At 70.1% G+C, this 17,572-nt stretch carries 17 protein-coding genes; 3 read left to right on the forward strand and 14 right to left on the reverse strand.

Annotated features, from left to right (window positions below; all coding sequences use genetic code 11):
- Window positions 1-221 precede the first annotated feature (221 nt).
- Window positions 222-830 carry a maleylpyruvate isomerase family mycothiol-dependent enzyme gene (locus tag I4Q55_RS25015; protein WP_206790984.1) on the forward strand — a complete coding sequence of 203 codons (609 nt, stop codon included), beginning with the start codon at window positions 222-224 and terminating at the stop codon, window positions 828-830.
- Between the two features lie 228 nt (window positions 831-1,058).
- On the opposite strand, the gene I4Q55_RS25020 is transcribed toward I4Q55_RS25015, so the two are convergent.
- The 11 genes from I4Q55_RS25020 to I4Q55_RS25070 all read right to left on the reverse strand — a co-directional run bounded on the left by I4Q55_RS25020 (window position 1,059) and on the right by I4Q55_RS25070 (window position 12,936).
- Window positions 1,059-2,540, reverse strand: a complete 1,482-nt coding sequence (locus I4Q55_RS25020; protein WP_206790986.1) for a right-handed parallel beta-helix repeat-containing protein — start codon at window positions 2,538-2,540, stop codon at window positions 1,059-1,061.
- Window positions 2,541-2,633: 93 nt separating this feature from the next.
- Window positions 2,634-3,950 (reverse strand): glutamate-1-semialdehyde 2,1-aminomutase, encoded by a 1,317-nt coding sequence (locus tag I4Q55_RS25025; protein WP_206790988.1) that lies wholly within the window; start codon window positions 3,948-3,950, stop codon window positions 2,634-2,636.
- An 8-nt stretch (window positions 3,951-3,958) separates the two neighbouring features.
- The gene (locus I4Q55_RS25030; RefSeq protein ID WP_206790990.1) at window positions 3,959-4,507 is read right to left on the reverse strand and encodes a dTDP-4-dehydrorhamnose 3,5-epimerase family protein; all 549 of its coding nucleotides are present in this window, start codon (window positions 4,505-4,507) and stop codon (window positions 3,959-3,961) included.
- Entirely contained in the window at window positions 4,504-5,688 is a 1,185-nt protein-coding gene (locus I4Q55_RS25035) for a polysaccharide pyruvyl transferase family protein (protein WP_206790991.1), read from the reverse strand. The genes I4Q55_RS25030 and I4Q55_RS25035 overlap by 4 nt, the downstream gene beginning before the upstream one ends.
- Window positions 5,685-6,629 (reverse strand): glycosyltransferase family 2 protein, encoded by a 945-nt coding sequence (locus I4Q55_RS25040; protein WP_206790992.1) that lies wholly within the window; start codon window positions 6,627-6,629, stop codon window positions 5,685-5,687. Before I4Q55_RS25040 ends, I4Q55_RS25035 begins: the two co-directional genes overlap by 4 nt.
- A 7-nt stretch (window positions 6,630-6,636) precedes the next feature.
- Window positions 6,637-7,962: a hypothetical protein gene (locus tag I4Q55_RS25045; RefSeq protein ID WP_206790993.1), complete on the reverse strand. Its 1,326-nt coding sequence runs from the start codon at window positions 7,960-7,962 to the stop codon at window positions 6,637-6,639.
- 5 nt (window positions 7,963-7,967) lie between these two features.
- Window positions 7,968-9,242: a DUF4910 domain-containing protein gene (locus I4Q55_RS25050; RefSeq protein WP_206790994.1), complete on the reverse strand. Its 1,275-nt coding sequence runs from the start codon at window positions 9,240-9,242 to the stop codon at window positions 7,968-7,970.
- Window positions 9,242-10,261, reverse strand: coding sequence for an NAD(P)-dependent oxidoreductase (locus I4Q55_RS25055; RefSeq protein WP_206790995.1), 1,020 nt, complete (start codon window positions 10,259-10,261; stop codon window positions 9,242-9,244). Before I4Q55_RS25055 ends, I4Q55_RS25050 begins: the two co-directional genes overlap by 1 nt.
- Before the next feature lie 5 nt (window positions 10,262-10,266).
- On the reverse strand, window positions 10,267-10,914 hold the full coding sequence (locus I4Q55_RS25060; protein ID WP_206790996.1) for a PIG-L deacetylase family protein: 648 nt from the start codon (window positions 10,912-10,914) through the stop codon (window positions 10,267-10,269).
- Entirely contained in the window at window positions 10,911-11,702 is a 792-nt protein-coding gene (locus I4Q55_RS25065) for a glucose-1-phosphate cytidylyltransferase (protein ID WP_206790997.1), read from the reverse strand. The genes I4Q55_RS25060 and I4Q55_RS25065 overlap by 4 nt, the downstream gene beginning before the upstream one ends.
- Window position 11,703: 1 nt before the next feature.
- A complete protein-coding gene (locus I4Q55_RS25070; RefSeq protein ID WP_206790998.1) occupies window positions 11,704-12,936 on the reverse strand; it encodes a class I SAM-dependent methyltransferase in 1,233 nt (410 codons plus the stop codon).
- A 198-nt stretch (window positions 12,937-13,134) separates the two neighbouring features.
- Here I4Q55_RS25070 and I4Q55_RS25075 point away from each other — a divergent pair, with 198 nt between their 5' ends.
- A complete protein-coding gene (locus tag I4Q55_RS25075) occupies window positions 13,135-13,503 on the forward strand; it encodes a YrdB family protein (RefSeq protein ID WP_206791000.1) in 369 nt (122 codons plus the stop codon).
- Window positions 13,504-13,510: 7 nt separating this feature from the next.
- On the opposite strand, the gene I4Q55_RS25080 is transcribed toward I4Q55_RS25075, so the two are convergent.
- A complete protein-coding gene (locus I4Q55_RS25080) occupies window positions 13,511-14,479 on the reverse strand; it encodes a hypothetical protein (RefSeq protein ID WP_206791002.1) in 969 nt (322 codons plus the stop codon).
- A 136-nt stretch (window positions 14,480-14,615) separates the two neighbouring features.
- Between I4Q55_RS25080 and htpX the strand changes: the two genes are divergently transcribed.
- Window positions 14,616-15,467, forward strand: a complete 852-nt coding sequence (htpX, locus tag I4Q55_RS25085; protein ID WP_206791004.1) for a zinc metalloprotease HtpX — start codon at window positions 14,616-14,618, stop codon at window positions 15,465-15,467.
- Here htpX and rfbA read toward each other — a convergent pair.
- Complete coding sequence (gene rfbA, locus I4Q55_RS25090; protein ID WP_206791006.1) at window positions 15,464-16,345, reverse strand: glucose-1-phosphate thymidylyltransferase RfbA; 882 nt, start codon at window positions 16,343-16,345, stop codon at window positions 15,464-15,466. The two genes, htpX and rfbA, sit on opposite strands and share 4 nt — an antisense overlap.
- 51 nt (window positions 16,346-16,396) lie before the next feature.
- Complete coding sequence (locus tag I4Q55_RS25095; protein WP_206791008.1) at window positions 16,397-17,533, reverse strand: sialidase family protein; 1,137 nt, start codon at window positions 17,531-17,533, stop codon at window positions 16,397-16,399.
- Window positions 17,534-17,572: the final 39 nt, after the last annotated feature.

Consider the following 17,572-nt stretch of genomic DNA (forward strand, 5'->3'; position numbering starts at 1 on the left):
GCTGGTGCGCTGGTCTGCGTGGGGGCGGACGTCCGCCGAATAGCCGGGTGTGGCACGTGTTCGTCGCGGGCGGGCGCCCGCTGGGTAGCCGGGTTGTGGTGCGCCGAGCAGACGGTGCCACTCGGCTGGAGGCGACCCGGCCGGGGAACTGTTTCCGGCCGGGTGTCGGTCCAGGCCGGTTTCGTTCGTCGGTGGGGGACCTACCTGTGAAGGAGATCCCCGTGATCCACGATCTGATCGCTGCCGAACGGCGAGAGCTGGCCGGCCTGCTCGATGACCTGCCTTCGTCGGGGTGGCACTCGCCTACCTTGTGCGCCGGCTGGCGGGTTGCCGAAGTGGTTGCGCACATGACCATGCCCTTCCGGTTCTCCGGCGGGCGGTTCGTTTGGGAACTCGTGAAGTCCGGCGGGCGGTTCAACGTCATGGCCGACCGCGTTGCCCGGCGCGAGGCCGCCGAGCTTTCCCGTGAGGCGCTTGTTGCGTCGCTGCGGGACAACGCCGACCACCGTTGGCGGCCGCCGGGCGGGGGTGCCGCAGCGGCTCTGAGCCACGATGTGATCCACGGTCTCGACATCACGACCGCCTTGCGGCTGGACCGGCGGGTTCCGCTGGACCGTCTGGAAATCATCTTTGCCGCGATGAAGCCCCAGCAGATCCAGTACTTCGGCACCGATCTGACCGGCGTCGCCTTGCGGGCCGATGATCTCGACTGGTCGTACGGCGCCGGGACGCCGCTCATCGGGGCGGCACAGGATCTGCTCCTGGTTCTCTGCAATCGGCGGTTGCCCGCCGGGCGTCTTCGGGGCGAGGCGAGTGCTCGGTTCACATGAGCAATTAGTCCATAGTGGATGGAGCGGGCGAGGTGGGCGGGGTGGACGGTCGATGTGGTCATGTCTGCGACGGTACCGAACATGCGTGCGATCGCCATCGCTGAAACGGGTGAACTGTTGCTGTCCGAAATTCTCCGTTCGCGACTTTTCCCTTAAGCAGCAAGGAAAAAATGGGATTTCGGGACGGGTCGAGCCGAAAACTGTCGGACCCCGTCGGCAAGCTCGTGATCAGCAGCCGGCGGACCCACCGCCGAACGAAGAACACTCGTCCTGCGAGTAGGGCGCCGCCCGCCAGCTCGCAGCGTCGACCGTCCTGGAGGCGTCATGCACCACGAACGTCCACGGCCCGGCGTAAGAATTGCCGTGCCACCGGTTGGCCTGGTCGAACGTGATGGCCTCTTCGATCACCGTTCCCTTGTAGGGCGACCAGTCCGGGAACGTCCCGTAGTTCGACAGCAGTGCCATCCGCCCGCACAGGCTCGTGCAGCCGACGCGGCCGGCGTCGAAGCGGAACGTGTTTCCGTGGACCTCCACCCGCTGCGTCTTCCAGCGGCAGTCGTCGTACGCCGGGGGCTTCTCGATCCGGCCCGCGGTGCACGAAGCCTTGTCGGCCGTCTTGGTGCAGTAGCCCGTCGATGTGTTCGCCGGGCTGTTGCAGAAGCGGTCGGCGTTCTCCCACAACGTGATCCCGGCCCAGTTGTCCTCGAAGGTGTTGCCGCTGATGTCGATGGCCGACGTCCGCGCCGGCACGCGTGGCTCGCCGCCCGATTCCGACACGTACACCGTCGCCGCCGGGAAGTTGTCGCCGCGGGTGGCGAACGCGCGACCCTGCACCAGGGTGTTTCGGCGGAACGTGTTGCCGCGCAGCACCAGGTTGTAGCTGGTCTCGTAGAACAGCGCCTCGGCGTCGTTGGCCTCGAACAGGTTGTCCTCGACGAGGAAGTCGTTGTTGTTCGTGTCGGCCCACAGGCCGGCGCCGTGGTTGCCGTGGACCCAGTTGCCGCGGATGTCGGCCCCGTTCACGGCCCAGAACTTGGCGCCGCCGCTGCACCCGCAGCCCGGCACCTTGGCTTCCCAGTCACCGGTGTTGTTGCCGGTGATCTCGTTGCCCTCCAGCACGAGCCCGGTGATGCCGTCGCCCGCCTGGTACGCGTTGAGTCCGTACTGCCCGTTGTTGCGCAGGCAGCTGTGCCGCACGACCTGGCCGGCGCCGGCCATCAGCCCCGCGCCGGCGTTGTCCTCGATGGTCGTGTTCTCGATGAGCCAGCCGTCGCCGGAGTCGTGGTTGACCACGCCCTGGTCCTGCAGCGCGACGAAGCGGCGGATGGTGAGGCCGCGGAGCTCGACGTTGCGGGCCCGCTGCGTGAAGGCCGCCCGGTTGACGCCGCGGCCGTCGACGACCGCGCCCGGCGCGCCGAGGTACACGTCGCCGTCCTTGGGGGCGACCTGGCCGTACTCGTCGTTGCCGAGCGTGTGGGTGCCGGGCCGGAGCCAGAACGTCGTGCCCGGCGGGTGTGCCGCCGTCTTGGCCGCGAGGTCGCCGTCGACGGCCGGGTCGACGGCGACGGCTCCGGTGGGTGGCTGCTCGTACCCGGTGGGTTGGTGGTCGCACACCGGGCCGGGCCCGTCGGCGGCGCCCGCGACCGCCGGGCACGCCACGGCGATCAGGAGCGAGCAAGCAGCGACGAGAACCGCACGAGATCTGCCCATGGCAGGACGCTACGCACGAACGGGCCGGAAAACAGTCACCCTCAAGTGTCCTCATCGGACCCAACGGGTGAATCCGGCCCGCCCGTGCGGGGATCAGGCGAACTTGCGGAACACGGGCTGCACCGGGCGCCCGCCCAGCCACGGCGTGGGGTCGTTCGCGTCGAGAGCCTTCCGGTACACCGTGCAGGCCTGGGCGACGACGTCGATGGTCTTGTCGATGTCGGCTTCGGTGAGCGCGGCACTGACCACGAAGGACGGCCCGAGCACGCCGCCGCTGATGAGCTCGCGCAGGAACAGCGTCCGGTACGGCTGCGACGGCCTGCACTGCTCGTCGAGCGTGCCGAAGACCAGGTTGCTGGCCCGGCCGCGGACGACCACGTGGTTCTCGACGCCGACCCCGGCCGCCACCTCGCGGACGCCGGCGGCGAGCCGGTCGCCGAGGGCGTGCAGGCGGCCGATGACGTCCTCGTCGCGGTAGACGTCCATGACCGCCATCGCGGCGGCCAGCGAGTGGGTCTCGGCGCCGTGCGTGGTCGAGAGCAGGAACACCCGCTCGCGGTCGGTGCGCAGGCCGCCGATCTCCATCAGCTCGCGCTTGCCCGCCAGCGCGGAGACGGCGAAGCCGTTGCCGAGGGCCTTGCCGAACGTCGAGAGGTCGGGCGTGACGCCGTAGAGGCCCTGCGCGCCCTGGGCGGACCACCGGAAGCCGGTGATCATCTCGTCGAAGACCAGGACCACGCCGTGCCGGGTGGTGAGCTCGCGCAGGCCCTGCAGGTACCCCGGCGGCGGTTCCACCGCGGCCGCCGCCTCCAGGATCATGCACGCGATCTCGCCCTCGTGGCGCTGCAGCAGCTCTTCCGCGGCTTGCAGGTCGCCGTACGGGAAGGACACCGTCGCTTCCGTCGTCTCCTCCGGGATGCCCGCGTTCATCGGCGTGGTGCCGATGAACCAGTCGTCGGTGGAGAAGAAGGCGTGGTCGGCGCACTTGGCGACGAGCTTGCGGCCGGTGGCCGCGCGGGCCAGCCGGACCGCGGCGGTCGTCGCGTCGGAGCCGTTCTTGGTGAACTTCACCATGTCGGCGGTCGGGATGTTCTCGAGGAACCGCTCGGCCGCCTCCGCCTCGAGGATCGACGGGCGGATGAAGTTGCTGCCCTTGTCCAGCTCGCCGCGCACCGCTTCGACGACCCGCGGGTGGGCGTGGCCGAGGCTGACGGCTCTCAGTCCCGCGCCGTACTCGACGTACTCGTTGCCGTCGACGTCCCAGACGTGCCCGCCGCGCCCGTGGGAGATGACCGGGGCCATCCCCTCGGGATACTGGTCCGAGCCCTTGGCGTAGGTGTGCGCACCGCCGGGGATGACCCGGTGCAGCCGCTCGTTCGCCATGGTGGAGCGGGGCAGGTTCGTACCCATGTCGTGGCTCACCTCGTTGGTTTCAACGCGTCTCCGAGAGACGGCGCGCGTTCGTCCCGGTCACTGACCAGTGTGACCGACAATGGCCACGGAATGTCCAATTCGGGGTCTTTGTACGAAATTGTGATGTCCTCGGCCGGGTCGTGTGCCCGATCGATGCGGTACGACACGTCGGAAGGATCCGTGAGTGACTGGAATCCGTGCGCGCACCCCGCCGGGATGTACACGGAAACCTGTGTCTCACCGGAAAGTTCGAATGTTTTCACATTCCGGAATGTCGGCGAATCCGGTCGGAGGTCCACGACGACGTCGAAGATCGCGCCGTGCGAACACCGCACCAGCTTGGCCTCGCCGGCCCCGCCGCGCAGGTGCATCCCGCGGACGACTCCCTTGCGGGACCGGGAAAGACTGTCCTGGACGAAGCCGTCCGGGTCGATGCCCACCGAGGCGACGACGTCGCGGTCGAACGTCCGGCTGAAGAAGCCGCGCTGGTCCGCGTGCGGCGTGGGTTCGAACAGGTACGCGCCGTCGATCTCGGGCACCGGAACGGCCTTCATCGCCCACCCCCGAAGAGGGCCGCCGAAAGGGCGGCGAACTGGTCCTTGAGCCGTTGCGCGTTCATCTCGTTCCGTTCCTGGAGCGTCTGGCGCAGTTCGGCCGAGCGGTTCTCGAGTTCGGTGAACTGCTCGACGAGCCGGTCGAAGCCGACCGTCTTCGCCCGCTGGGTGAAGCCATCGAGGCCCATTTCCGCCATGAGGACGTCGTTCTTCGGTGCGTAGCCGATCGCCACGGTCGGTGTCGAGACCTTCAGGGCGCAGAGCACGTTGTGGTAGCGCGTGGCCACCACGCTGTCCACCGCGGCCATCTCGTGCATCAGCTCGTCCAGGGTCTCCGCCGGAGCCGCCGTCACCAGCGGGGACGCGGTTTTCCCGATGATCTCGTCGACGACCTGCCGGTCGATCCGGTCGCCGATGAACAGCCGGACCCCTCTGCCCTGGTCGACGAGCCACGCGACGAACCGGTTCATCGTGTCCACGTAGTGGCGGTAGATGCGGCCGGCCTCGGCGCGGTCGTCGTTGCCGCCGTAGTAGGCCATCACCCCGACGCCGACGGTGCCCGGCTTGCCGGGGGCGGCCGGGGTGGGAAGGGAGAACGCGAGGTCGGGATAGACCTGGTCGGCACTCGTGTCGACGCCCATGGCGCGCATGGCGTCGCGCGAGATGTCATCACGGTAGGAGCGGTAGGCGGCGAGCCGGCCGGACCAGCGGACCAGGGCGCGGGTCGCCCGGGCGCTGATCTCGTTGGCGCCCACGCAGACGAGCGCCACCTTGGTGCCGAAGAGGCGCCCGGTGGCGGAGAGGAGAAAGAGCGAATACGGGAAACCCCAGGGACGCAGCGGCAGCGTCGCTTCGAGCACGCCCATGCCGGGCACGATGACGACGTCCTGCTTCCGGACCCAGGCCGCGGTGCGCGCGATGTCGGCCAGCTTGCCGAAGCCCTTGAGAGCGACGGAGCGCAGGCCGGACGCCGTCTCGTACTCGGACTGGTTCCAGTGCAGCGGCGTCGCGTCGAGGCCGTACCGCTCGCGGACGATCTCGGGACCGCCGGCCAGGGCGCTCAGCACCGCGTCCGGGTACTCGGCGCGCAGGTAGCCGAGCACGGCTTCGAGGGAACCGTCGTTGCCGAGGTTCCCCGAGCCGAGCAGGCCGAACACGCCGACGCGCGGGGCACGCTTCACGCGAGCCTGCCTTCCCGGCCGGCCACGATCTCGTTGACCGTGGCGACGTCGGAGGCGGTCGGCGCGCGGTCCTCGACACGCTCGCCGTGGCCGGACCGGGCCCGGTTGGTCAGCCAGGCGCCGAGGTGGCCGAAGCACTCGCGCTTGTCGGCGGCCGAGATCGGCGCGCGGCGGATCAGGTCCGCGAAGCCGTAGACGTACTCGCCGAGCAGGCGGACGGTGGGGTTCCGGAGCCGGTTCGTGCGCCGCGGGTCCAGATTCGCGCACCGGCTCCGGATGGTCGGGTTGGCCCGCTCCGCGCGGCCCGGGTGGTCGCGGCGGAAGTAGAGCAGCTCGGGCACCTGGTGGAACGGGCCGTGCAGGGCCAGCTCGGCCGAGTACGTCCGGTCGGCGTGGTGGTAGCTGTCGAGCGGCTTCACGCAGCGGAGGACTTCGGCGCGGATGACGCCGTAGAAGTCGTCGCCGCCCGGCTCGAACAGGATGCTGCGGAAGCGGTCCGGCGCGTGCCGGGACGCGGTGTTCAGCGTGTACTCGAGCGGCTGGACGATGCGGCCGTCGCCGTCGATGATCGCCTGGTCGCAGTGGGCCAGGATGATGTCCGGGCGCTCGTCGAGGGCCTCGACGCACCGCTTGAGCAGGTCGCGGGCGTACAGGTCGTCGTGGGACACCCACTTGAAGAGCTCGGTGCGGGAGACGTCGAACACGAAGTTGTGGTTCGGCGTCGCGCCGATGTTCTTCGGCTGGCGGACGTACCGGATCCGGGAGTCCTTCTCGGCGTAGCGGCGGCAGATCTCGTCGGTGCCGTCGGTGGAGGCGTTGTCCGAGATGATCAGCTCGAAGTCTTCGTAGGTCTGGCCGAGCAGGGCGTCCAGCGACTCGGCGAGGTACTCCTCGCCGTTGTACACCGGGAGGCCGAGGCTCAGCCGCGGGACGGTGGTCATGGAGTCCTCATTCCTTGATCGGCTCTTTGATCGGCTCGAACACCACGGTGGGCTCGTCGGCCCCCGGCGGCACGTACTCGCGCAGCCCGGTCCGCAGCTGGAACCACCAGACGACGGACCCGCTGAGGGTGGCCGTCGCGACGCCCCATGCGGACCCGGCCGCGCCGCCGAGGAAGGCGCCGGCGATGCCGAACGTGACGTAGAACAGGGAGGCGACCAACTGGGAGCGCAGGCTCCGCTTGGCCGCGCCGAGCGCGCGCAGGCCGGCCGCGGCGCCCGTGGCGAAGCTCGCGCCGACCACGGCGAGGGTGACCGGCAGGATCAGCGGCGACGCCGAGTCCCACACCGACCCCATCACCCAGCGGCCGGCGCTGTCGGGCACCAGGAGCAGCAGGCCGAGGCCCCAGCACAGCGCGGCGGCGGCCTGCCCGCCGCCGAGGACCACGCAGAAGTGCTTCAGCCGGTGCGGCGCCCGCTGAAGCACCCGCGCGCCCTCGGCGACGGTGACCAGGGACAGCCCCATGAGCAGGGCCAGGAAAGGGCCCAAGAGCTGCTCGGCCCCGCGGACCGCGCCGACGGCGGTGATCCCGGTGATCGCGCCGAGGCCGTACGCGCGCAGCTGCGACGCGCCGCTGTTGCTGACGTTCTCGACCAGGTACCGGACGCTGAGGTCGCGCTGCGTCCGGAGCCAGCCCGCCATCTCCCGCGGGTGCGGGAGGATCCGCGTCTGGAACCCGCCGTACAGGGCCGCGACCGCGCCGGACAGGCCCCAGGCCAGCACGAAGGCGACCACCGTGTGGATCTGCGCGGCGACGTAGAGCGCCGGGATCAGCGCCACGCCCCACACGCAGTCGTTGACGAACGCCTTCTTGCCCGCGCCACGGGCGAAGAACGCGAAGCGCCAGGCGTCCTGCAGGAGCAGGCCCGGCAGGACCACGGCGAGCGCGACGAAGGCGTTGCCGAGCGGGCCGCCCGCGGCCAGCCCGGCAACGAGACTGACCAGCCCGGTCGCGCAGCCGACGCCGATGGCCGTGCCCGACGCGCTCGCGACCCCCAGGCGCCAGCGGTCCTCGGGGACCGCGCTGAACCGCACCATCAGCGGGTCGGTGGCGAGGCCGCGCGAGATGTTGAGCACCACGCCGTAGGTGACCCAGGCGAGGCTGAAGATGCCGAACGCGAACGTGCCGAGCGAACGGGCCACGTACAGCCCGACGGCGAAGTTGGTCAGGCTGGACACGGCCTGGTCGCCGAGGCCCCAGCTCAACCGTCCGGCCATCGCGCGAACCGCGCCCGACCGGAAGATCGAGCGCGGTGCACGGCGATGGTTGGCCACGTCGCTCACTCCTTGACCAGGCCGGCGTCGTGGAGCGCCCGCGCCGCGACGTCGACGATGTCGAAGGGCAGCCCGGCGCGCTCGGCGATGTCCAGGAGCGAGTGCGAACCGTCGGAGAGGTTGAGCACCCACAGCATCGCCATCTGGGCCTGTTTGGCGTCGCTGCGGCCGCCGAGCGAGTCGTACAGCCCGCGCTTGCCGAGCTGCGGCTCGCCGTACGGGCTGAGGTTGACGTACCGGCGGTTGCGGTCCAGGACGCCGAACGCGTCCTTCAACGCGCCGAGCGTGTCCTCCATGGCCGCGGGCGAGACGAAGCCCGGGTTGTCGGCGGAGGTGTGGTACTCGGGGTAGCCCGCGTACGGCGTGCGCGTCAGCGAGCCGACGCCGAGGTTGAAGCCCGGCGAGCAGAACTGGCGCTCGTCGTAGCCGTACGGCGAGAAGTCGACGACTCGATGCTCTCGCGACCGCAGCACGTGCTGCATGACGCGGTCGATCTCGGCGTCGTCGCGGCGGGACTTCTTGTACGTCAACGGTCCCGGGTCGCCCGCGCACGCCAGCACGAGCCCGTGACGCACCTTCTCGATCCGGGAAGCGTTGCGGGCCAGCCAGGTGATCGAGCCGATCGTCCCGGGCATGAACAGGAAGCGGTAGGTGTAATAGGGATCAACAAGCTGCTGAGCCAGCGAAACAGCCACCGCGATGCCGGCGAGGTTGTCGTTGGCCAGCGACGGGTGGCACACGTGGCAGGACACGATGACCTCGTCGGTGACGCGCCCCGGGACGACGTGCTCGGCGTAGGTCAGCGAGCCGTCGGCCAGGGTCGAGTCGATGACGACGTCGTAGTCGCCGTCGGGCAGGGCGTCGAGCTTCTCCTGCGCGAGGCAGAAACCCCAGGCCGGGGCGTAGTAACTGGTCCGGTAGGGCACCCACGACGGCTGGTCGGGCAGCGTGTGCAGGTGTTCCCGCAGCTCGCTCAGCGGCATCCGCCGCGACACCGGGACGCTGTACCCGACGACGTGCAGGTTCAGCTCCTGGAAGTCGATCACGCGCTCACCGGACGGCGAAGCGACGTACGCGTCCCGGATGTTCCACTCCTGCGGGATGGTCCAGTCCAGCACGGCCGTCCCGGTCGGGACCTCGTGCCGCTCCAGGGCGATGTGCTCGCCGATGATGTCCAGGGTCTGCCGCACGCCGTCGCCGGTGATGCTGCGGCAGATCGGGTACAGCCGCTCGACCAGGGCGTGCAGCTCCGCCCCGGTCCGCAGCTGCGGGCCCGCCACTACTTCCGCCGCAGGGTGGTGTCGACGCGGCCGGCTTCGCCCTCGCTCTTCAGCCAGGCCAGCCGGGTGAACAGCTGCTCGAACGACTCGCGGGTGAGCCCGAACTTGCGGTAGGCCTCGATGAGCTCGACCGCGCCGTCCTTGACCGACCAGTCGCAGGTGAAGCCGGGGATCGCCGCGCGGAAGCGCGAGAAGTCGACCCGGTAGGAACGCGGATCGGCGCCCGCCTCGCCGGTGATGTTCAACGTCGAGCCCGGCACGGCCTCGACGACCTCCTGGGCGATCTCGGCGACGGTGACGTTGTTCTCCTCGGTGCCGATGTTGAAGGCCTTGTTGTGCACGGCCTCCTTCGGCGCCGTCAGCGCCGCCGCGAACGCGCGCGCGATGTCCTGCGCGTGCACCAGCGGCCGCCACGGCGTGCCGTCCGACAGCACCAGCACCTCGCCGGACAGGTGGGCGTGCGCGGTCAGGTTGTTCAGCACGATGTCGCCGCGCAGGCGGGGCGAGTAGCCGAACGCCGTCGCGTTGCGCATGTACACCGGCGTGAAGTCGTCGTCGGCGAGCTCGTGGACGTCGGCTTCGACGCGCACCTTCGACTCCGCGTACGGCGTCACCGGCCGCAGCGGCGCGTCCTCGTCGACGAGGCTGTCGCCGCCGGCGCCGTACACCGAGCAGGTCGACGCGTAGATGTACCGCCGCACGCCGGCGTCCTTCGCCAGCTTCGCGAGCTTCACCGACGCGTGGTGGTTGATGTCGTAGGTCAGCTCCGGCGCGAGCGAGCCCAGCGGGTCGTTCGACAGCGCGGCCAGGTGGATCACCGCGTCGAACCCGGTGACGTGCTCGAGCGTGACGTCCCGCAGGTCGACGACGTGCCCGGCCGGGTCGGTCGGGGCGGGCCCGAGCAGGCAGTCCTCGAACAGCCCGGAGTCAAGGCCGGTGACTTCGTGGCCGGCGGCGGCGAGCACCGGGGCCATCACCGTCCCCAGGTAGCCCTTGTGCCCCGTCAGCAACACCCGCATCGGATTCAGCCCTTCAGATCGAGAGTGAGTTTCTTGACGAAAAACGCTTCGGCGTACTTCGCGGCGGCTTCGATGCCGCGGATGCGGGCCAGCCCGAGGAAGGCCTCGCGGTCGTACCAGGGCCGGTGCCGCTGCGAGGCGTAGTGCGCCTGCAGCAGCTGGATCTTCTCTTCCGCGAGCTCGTCGGTCAGCGGCTGGTACACCGACGGGCGGCCGAGGTCGCCGTCCCACTTGACGATCTCGTAGCCCAGCGTCAGGTGGTTGCGGAACGTCGTCGGCACCAGCTTCGCGAGCCCGCGGTGGTCCTGGTGGGCGTCGTCGGTGCGCGTGCTCAGGATGACGTCCGGATCGGTCCGCCGCCGCAGGTCTTCCAGGGCGTCCTTGGCCTCTTCCCAGTGGGCCGGGAAGCGCCCATCCCGCAGCTTCAGCACCGTGACGGTGAGGTCGGCGCCCGGGCAGAACGCCGCCAGCGCCGCCCGCTCCTCGTCCTCACGGGGCGTGCCGCCGCCGGTGAGGACCAGGGCGTCGACCCGCAGGCCGGGCCGGGACCGGCACAGCGTCAGCAGCGTGCCGCCGGCACCGATCGCGATGTCGTCGCAGTGCGCGCCGAGGGCGACGACGCTGCCGAGCCGGTCCGGCCGGAGCCCGATCACGCGATGCTCGCGGCGGTGCGCTCCCAGAGCGCCCAGGGCCGGTCGCCGTGGGTGTAGGCGTTGTCGAGGGCCGCGCGCTCCTTGACCGTGTCGGTCGGCTTCCAGAAGCCGCGGTACGGGTAGGCGAGCAGCCGACCGCGCTTGGCCAGCTCCCCGCAGCCGTCGGCGACCAGGTCGCCGTTCTCCGGGATGTGGTCGAACACCTCCTGCCGCAGCACGAAGTACCCGCCGTTCTCCCACAGCGGCATCTCGCTGACCGCGGTGATCGAGCCGACCTTGCCGCCTTCGTCCATCTCCACGCAGTGGAACGACGACTGCGGCGGGACGACCATCATCGACGCGCCCGCGTCGGTGTTCGAGAACCGCTCGATCATGTCCGGCAGCGGGACGTCGGACAGGACGTCGGCGTAGTTCGCGAGGAACATTTCGTCGCCGTCGAGGTACGGGCGCACCCGGCGCAGCCGCTCGCCGATCGGCGACTCGATCCCGGTCTGCACGAACGTGATCGTCCAGTCGGCGATGTCGGTGGACAGCAGTTCCGCCTGCCCGTTGCGCAGGACGAAGTCGTTGGAAATGGTTTCCTGGTAGTTCAGGAAGAAGTTCTTGATGTGCGCCGCGCCGTAGCCGAGGCACAGGATGAACTCGGTGTGGCCGAAATGCGCGTAGTAGCGCATCACGTGCCAGATGAGCGGTCTCGGACCGACCATCGCCATCGGCTTCGGGACGTCGTCGGCGGCGCCGTTGCGCATCCGCATCCCGTAACCACCGCAGAAGAGGACGACCTTCACTTCACTGCACCTCGACGATTTCCAAGTGGGGGATCGGGAAAACGAGCTTTCCGCCCCAGGTCCCGATGGAGGAGAGCTGTTCGGTCAGTTCCTCCCGGAGGTTCCACGGGAGGACGAGCACGTAGTCGGGCCGGTCCGCTTCGATCCGCTCCGGGGGCAGCACCGGGATGCGCGTGCCCGGGGTGAACCGGCCGTGCTTGTAGGGGTTGCGGTCGACGGTGTACTGCAGCAGGTCCGTCCGGATGCCGCAGTGGTTCAGCAGGGTGTTGCCCTTGCCGGGGGCGCCGTAGCCGACGACGGTCTTGCCGTCGCCGCGCGCCTCGATGAGGAACTTCAGCAGGTCCAGCCGCACGCGGGTGACGCGCTCGGCGAACTCGGTGTAGCCGGACAGCTCGTGCAGCCCGGCCGACTTTTCGCGCTCGAGCACGTCGGTCATCCGTTCGCTGGGCTCGCCCGCCACCTCGGCCGGACGTGCCCACAGCCGGATCGATCCGCCGTGCGTCGGCACGAGTTCGACGTCGACCACGGTCAGCCCGCCGGTGGCCAGCGCCCGGCGCGCGGATTCGACCGTGTAGTACTGGAAGTGCTCGTGGTAGATCGTGTCGTACTGGTTCTTCTCGATCAGCGTGAGCAGGTGCTGGACCTCGATGGAGACCCAGCCGTCGTCGGCCACCAGCGCGCGGAGGCCCTTGGTGAAGCCGAGGACGTCGGGGATGTGCGCGTAGACGTTGTTCGCGGCGACGAGGTCGGCCGGCCCGTGCTCTTCGCGCACCTTCAGGCCGGTTTCCTCGGACAGGAAGGCCGTCAGCGTGGGCACGCCGGCGTCACGCGCCGCCTGCCCGACGTTCACCGAGGGTTCCACGCCCAGACACCGGATCCCGTGCCCGACGACGTGCTTGAGCAGGTACCCGTCGTTGCTCGCGACCTCGACGACGAACGACTTCTCGCCGAGCCCCAGCCGGTCGACCGCGCCGTCCACGAAACGTTTCGCGTGCTCGACCCACGACGTCGAGAAGGACGAGAAGTACGCGTACTCGGTGAAGGTGTCGTCGGGGTCGATCAGCGGCGGGATCTGGGCGAGCCAGCAGTCGGTGCACACCTTCAGGTGGAGCGGGAAGGTGGCTTCCGGCTCGTCGAGCTGCTCCGCCGTCAAAAATCGCTCACACGGGGGAGTGGCGCCGAGGTCGACGACGCTGGCCGTGTTTGTCGAACCGCAGAGTCGACATGTGGTCATCTACCAGGCTCCCAGTCTCGCGGTCGCGATGTGCATCCAACACGTCGACCGGCGCCGGGAGGTCGTTACAGCGACGCGGGAGCCGCTGGTGGACCGATTCGGAACCGCAACCTGAATGGCCTAATTGTGGCAGGAATCACCAACCGTACCCGCTCGTACCCGTAACGTCCACTGTGGACGACCTCCTACGCTGGCCGGATGACTTCCGAGCCGACTCCCCGCCTGAGCGGGTTCGCGGGCGTGGTGCTGACGGTCCGCTTCCTGACCGAGCTGGCGCTGCTGGGCGGCCTCGCGCTCGCCGGGACCCAGCTCGGCAGCGGTGTGGTGCTGGCGATCGTCGACGCCGTCCTGCTGCCGCTGGGTGCGGCCGTGCTCTGGGGCCTGTTCGTCGCCCCGCGGGCCCGCCGCCGGCTGCCGGAGCCGGGTCGCTTCCTGCTGGAGTTCGCGCTCTTCGCGGCAACCGGCGTGGTGCTGGCGCTGCTGGGCTGGCTGGTCGTGGGCCTCGCGGTCTCCGTGGTGGGGATCGGGGTGGCTGCCCTCACCCGGGTGGTCGCCAAGGACGGCTGACGCGGGGTCAGAAATCGCGGACCAGGAAGATCCGCCCGTGCAGCGGGTCGGTGACCCAGACCGTGCGCGAGCGCTGGTCGACGGCGACGTCACCGGGGTTCACGCCCAGCGAAAGCTCGCCGCTCAGCGTGGCCGCCGTGCCGTCGACGCGGGCGAGGCCGTTCTGGCCGCCGTTCGTGTACACCGTGTTCGTGCCCTGGTGCACGGCCAGTGCGGAGGATTCGCTGCGCAGCAACACCGTCTTGCGCTCGGTGCGCGTTACCGCGTCCACAATGGACATGTGGTGGATGCCGGAGTTCGCCACGTACACCGTGCCGCTCTGGTGGTGCACCGCGACGCCCGTCGGGTTGCGCCCGACCCGCACCGAAGCGACGAACTTGCCGGTGTCGATCGAGAACACCTCGACCGAATCGGTGCCGGGGCTCGCGCAGTAGGCCAGCTTGCGGCCGGGGTCGACGCCGATGCCGGCGAGGGCCGGTTTCGGGCCCGGCACGAGCGCCACCAAGGTGCAGCTCACGCCGTCGAGCACGGCCAGCGTCCCGGTGGCGCCGCTGGCGGCGTACACGCGGTTCGCCTGCTCGTCGATCGCCAGCGCGGAGGCGCCGGCACCCGCGCCGACGACGCTCACCAGGTCGTGGCTGCGGCCGTCCAGCACCACCACCGTGCCCGCCGGCGGGTTCGCGACGTAGATCCGGCCGGCCTTCGGGTCGACCGCGACGTCGCCGGGCTCGCCGCCGACGTGGATCACGTCGTCGACCGACGTGCTGCGCGGATCGACCACGGAAACCGTCCCGGCCTGGGCGTCGGTGACGTACCCGAGGCCGGTGACCGGGTTCACCGCGAGCCGGGCCGGGGCGCCGCCGATGTCGAGCGACCGGACGTCCTCCGCCCGCGCCGTCCCGGGCAGGGCGAGGGCGCCCGCGCCCGCCGTGAGCAGGGCGAACAGGGTCCGCCGGGGTAGCCGGCCACCTCGCATGGGCGCCTCCGCTCCTGATCAACTGGCTGCCCGAGCGTAACCCGCGCCGTCGCCATGTGAAGGAACTTCGCGTCCCCCGATCGCGTTGTTTCCACTGGGTAAACCCACTCGGGACAGCGGACGGAGGCGAGCGCGCGTGCACGGGCACCAGAACGGACTCAAGACGGCACTGCTGCTCGGCCTGCTGTCGGCGATCATCGTCGCGCTCAGCGGGCTCTTCGGGCGCGGCGCCCTGGTCATCGGCCTGCTCGTCGCCCTCGGGATGAACGCGTTCGCCTACTTCAACTCCGACAAGCTGGCCCTGCGCGCGATGCGGGCGCGGCCGGTGTCCGAGGTCGAGCAGCCCGCGATGTACCGCATCGTGCGCGAGCTCGCGCAGGTCGCCCGCCAGCCGATGCCGCAGCTCTACATCAGCCCGACGGTCGCGCCCAACGCGTTCGCGACCGGCCGCAACCCGCGGCACGCGGCGGTCTGCTGCACCACCGGCATCCTCGACCTGCTCGACGAGCGCGAGCTGCGTGCCGTGCTCGGCCACGAGCTGTCCCACGTCTACAACCGCGACATCCTGATCTCGTGCGTGGCCGGCGCGCTGGCCAGCGTGATCAGCGTGCTCGCGAACATCGCGCTGTTCTTCGGCGGCAGCAACCGCGACGGGAACCCGCTGGTCAGCCTGCTGCTGATCTTCGTCGGCCCGATCGCGGCCGCCGTCATCCGGATGGGCGTGAGCCGCTCGCGGGAGTACCAGGCCGACGCGTCCGGCGCCGAGCTGACCGGCGACCCGCTGGGCCTGGCGTCGGCGCTGCGGAAGCTGGACGCCGGCACACGGGCGCGGCCGCTGGCCGCCGAGCCGCAGCTGGTGTCGCAGTCGCACCTGATGATCGCGAACCCATTCCGCCCGGGCGAGGGCCTGAGCAAGCTGTTCTCGACCCACCCGCCGATCGCCGACCGCATCGCGCGGCTCGAGGAGATGGCGCGGCGCCGGTTCTAGGCCGACGCCCCCGCCGCCACGGCGACGGCCTTCACGTAGTCGCCGTAGCCGGACTTCGCGAGCTTCTCGCCCAGCGCGTAGCACTCGGCGGCGTCGATGAAGCCCATGCGCAGCGCGATCTCCTCCAGGCAGGCGATGCGCACGCCGGTGCGGTGCTCCAGCACCTGGACGAACTGGCCGGCTTCGAGCAGCGAGTCGTGCGTGCCGGTGTCGAGCCAGGCGAACCCGCGGCTGAGCTCGACCAGCGTCGCGCGGTCCTGGCGCAGGTAGGTCAGGTTGACGTCGGTGATCTCCAGCTCACCACGCGCCGACGGCTGCAGCGCGCGGGCGATGTCGACGACCTGGTTGTCGTAGAAGTACAGGCCGGTGATCGCCTTGTTGGAGCGCGGCTTGAGCGGCTTCTCCTCGATGGTGAGCAGCTTGCCCGTCTCGTCGACCTCGCCGACGCCGTAGCGCTCGGGGTCCTTGACCGGGTAGCCGAACAGGACGCAGCCGTCGAGCTCGTCCACGGCCTGCCGGAGGCGGCCGGAGAAGCCCTGGCCGTAGAAGATGTTGTCGCCGAGGACGAGGGCCACGTCGTCGTCGCCGATGAAGTCCGCGCCGATCACGAACGCCTCGGCCAGCCCGTTCGGGCTCGGCTGCTCGGCGTAGGAGAAGGTGACGCCGAACTGGTCGCCGTTGCCCAGCAGCCTGCGGAACATCGGCAGGTCGGTGGGGGTGGAGATGACGAGGATCTCGCGGATCCCGGCCAGCATCAGCACCGAGATCGGGTAGTAGACCATCGGCTTGTCGTAGACCGGCAGCAGCTGTTTGGACACCGCCTGGGTGATCGGGTGCAGGCGTGTCCCGCTGCCTCCGGCCAGCACGATGCCCTTCATGGACTGCCTCCCTGCTCCGCGGTTGGGACCTCCCCACCCTACGGGCCACGATCAGAAGGCGGATCCCTTACCGAAGTAGGCCTTGCAGCCGGAGTTGTCCTCGGTGGCGATCTCCAGCACGTTCCGGCCGTCGTCGACCGGCAGGAGCGTCGAGGAGTAGTTGGGGCAGAAGTGGTTGCGGATGCCGGTGATGTGCACGGGAGCGGGCAGCTCGTACCAGTGACCGCTGCCGAAGTGGTCGTTCGCCAGCAGCACCTGGCCGTTCTGCGGCTGCGGCACGCCCTTGGAGTTGGTGTAGATCTGCCCGACCATGACGATCCGCACCCCGTTCGGGCCGCCGGGGAAGAGGGTGACCGTCTGCGCGTGCTGGAAGTAGTTGCCGGTGGCGGTGTCGACGCGGGTGCCGGGGTCGGCGGGGTCGCCCCAGTTGGCGCCGTCGGCGGAGATCTTGAAGTACGGGTCGCAGTAGCGGTCGCGGAAGTTGCAGATCTCGTAGGCGAAGTAGTAGCGGCCGTCGGGCAGCCGCCGGATGATCGGCATGCCGGGCCGGACGCGGTCGGGCGGGATCGCCATGGTGAGCTGCTTGGTGCCCCAGTTCACGCCGTCGGTCGAGGCGACCCGGTTGAGCACCTGCGCGTACTTCGGCGCCTGCGTCTCGTCGGCGAAGTGGAGCCACAGCGTGCCGCCGGCGTCGACGGTGAACTCGGGCTCCCAGATGCCGTCGATGTTGTGCGACCGCGCGGCCTCGGACAGGAAGGTCCACGAGCGGCCGGCGTCCTTGCTGGCCCAGACGCGGATCCCGATGCGGCGCTGCGGCCCGGCGTCCTGCCGGTAGGACGCGGCCCACAGCAGCGTCCCCGCGCGGAGCCTGCCGACGCGTTCCGGCAGCTCGTAGACGGTGCCGCAGCACATGCCGGCCCGGCCGTCGGGGTCGCGGATCGCGCCGACCTGGTGGAACGACTCGCCTTCGTCGGTGCTCTCCAGGACCGGGGTGAACTTGCCGCCGGCGTCTTCGCTGGTCAGCGTGGCGATGATGCGCCCGCGGCCGGCGGCGGAGTGTTCGAGGCGGATCAGGCGCGCGTACGCGCCGAAGCCGGGGACGAGCTGTTTGCGCTCGGCCGCGCTCGCCGGCGTGAGCAGCGAGGCGACGGCCGAGAGGGTCAGCACGAAGACCAGCAAGCGACGCATCCCGACCTCCTCCACACGCGGTGACCGCGCGATTACAGC

This window comes from Amycolatopsis sp. MtRt-6 (genome assembly GCF_017308975.1).
Taxonomy (GTDB): Bacteria; Actinomycetota; Actinomycetes; order Mycobacteriales; family Pseudonocardiaceae; genus Amycolatopsis.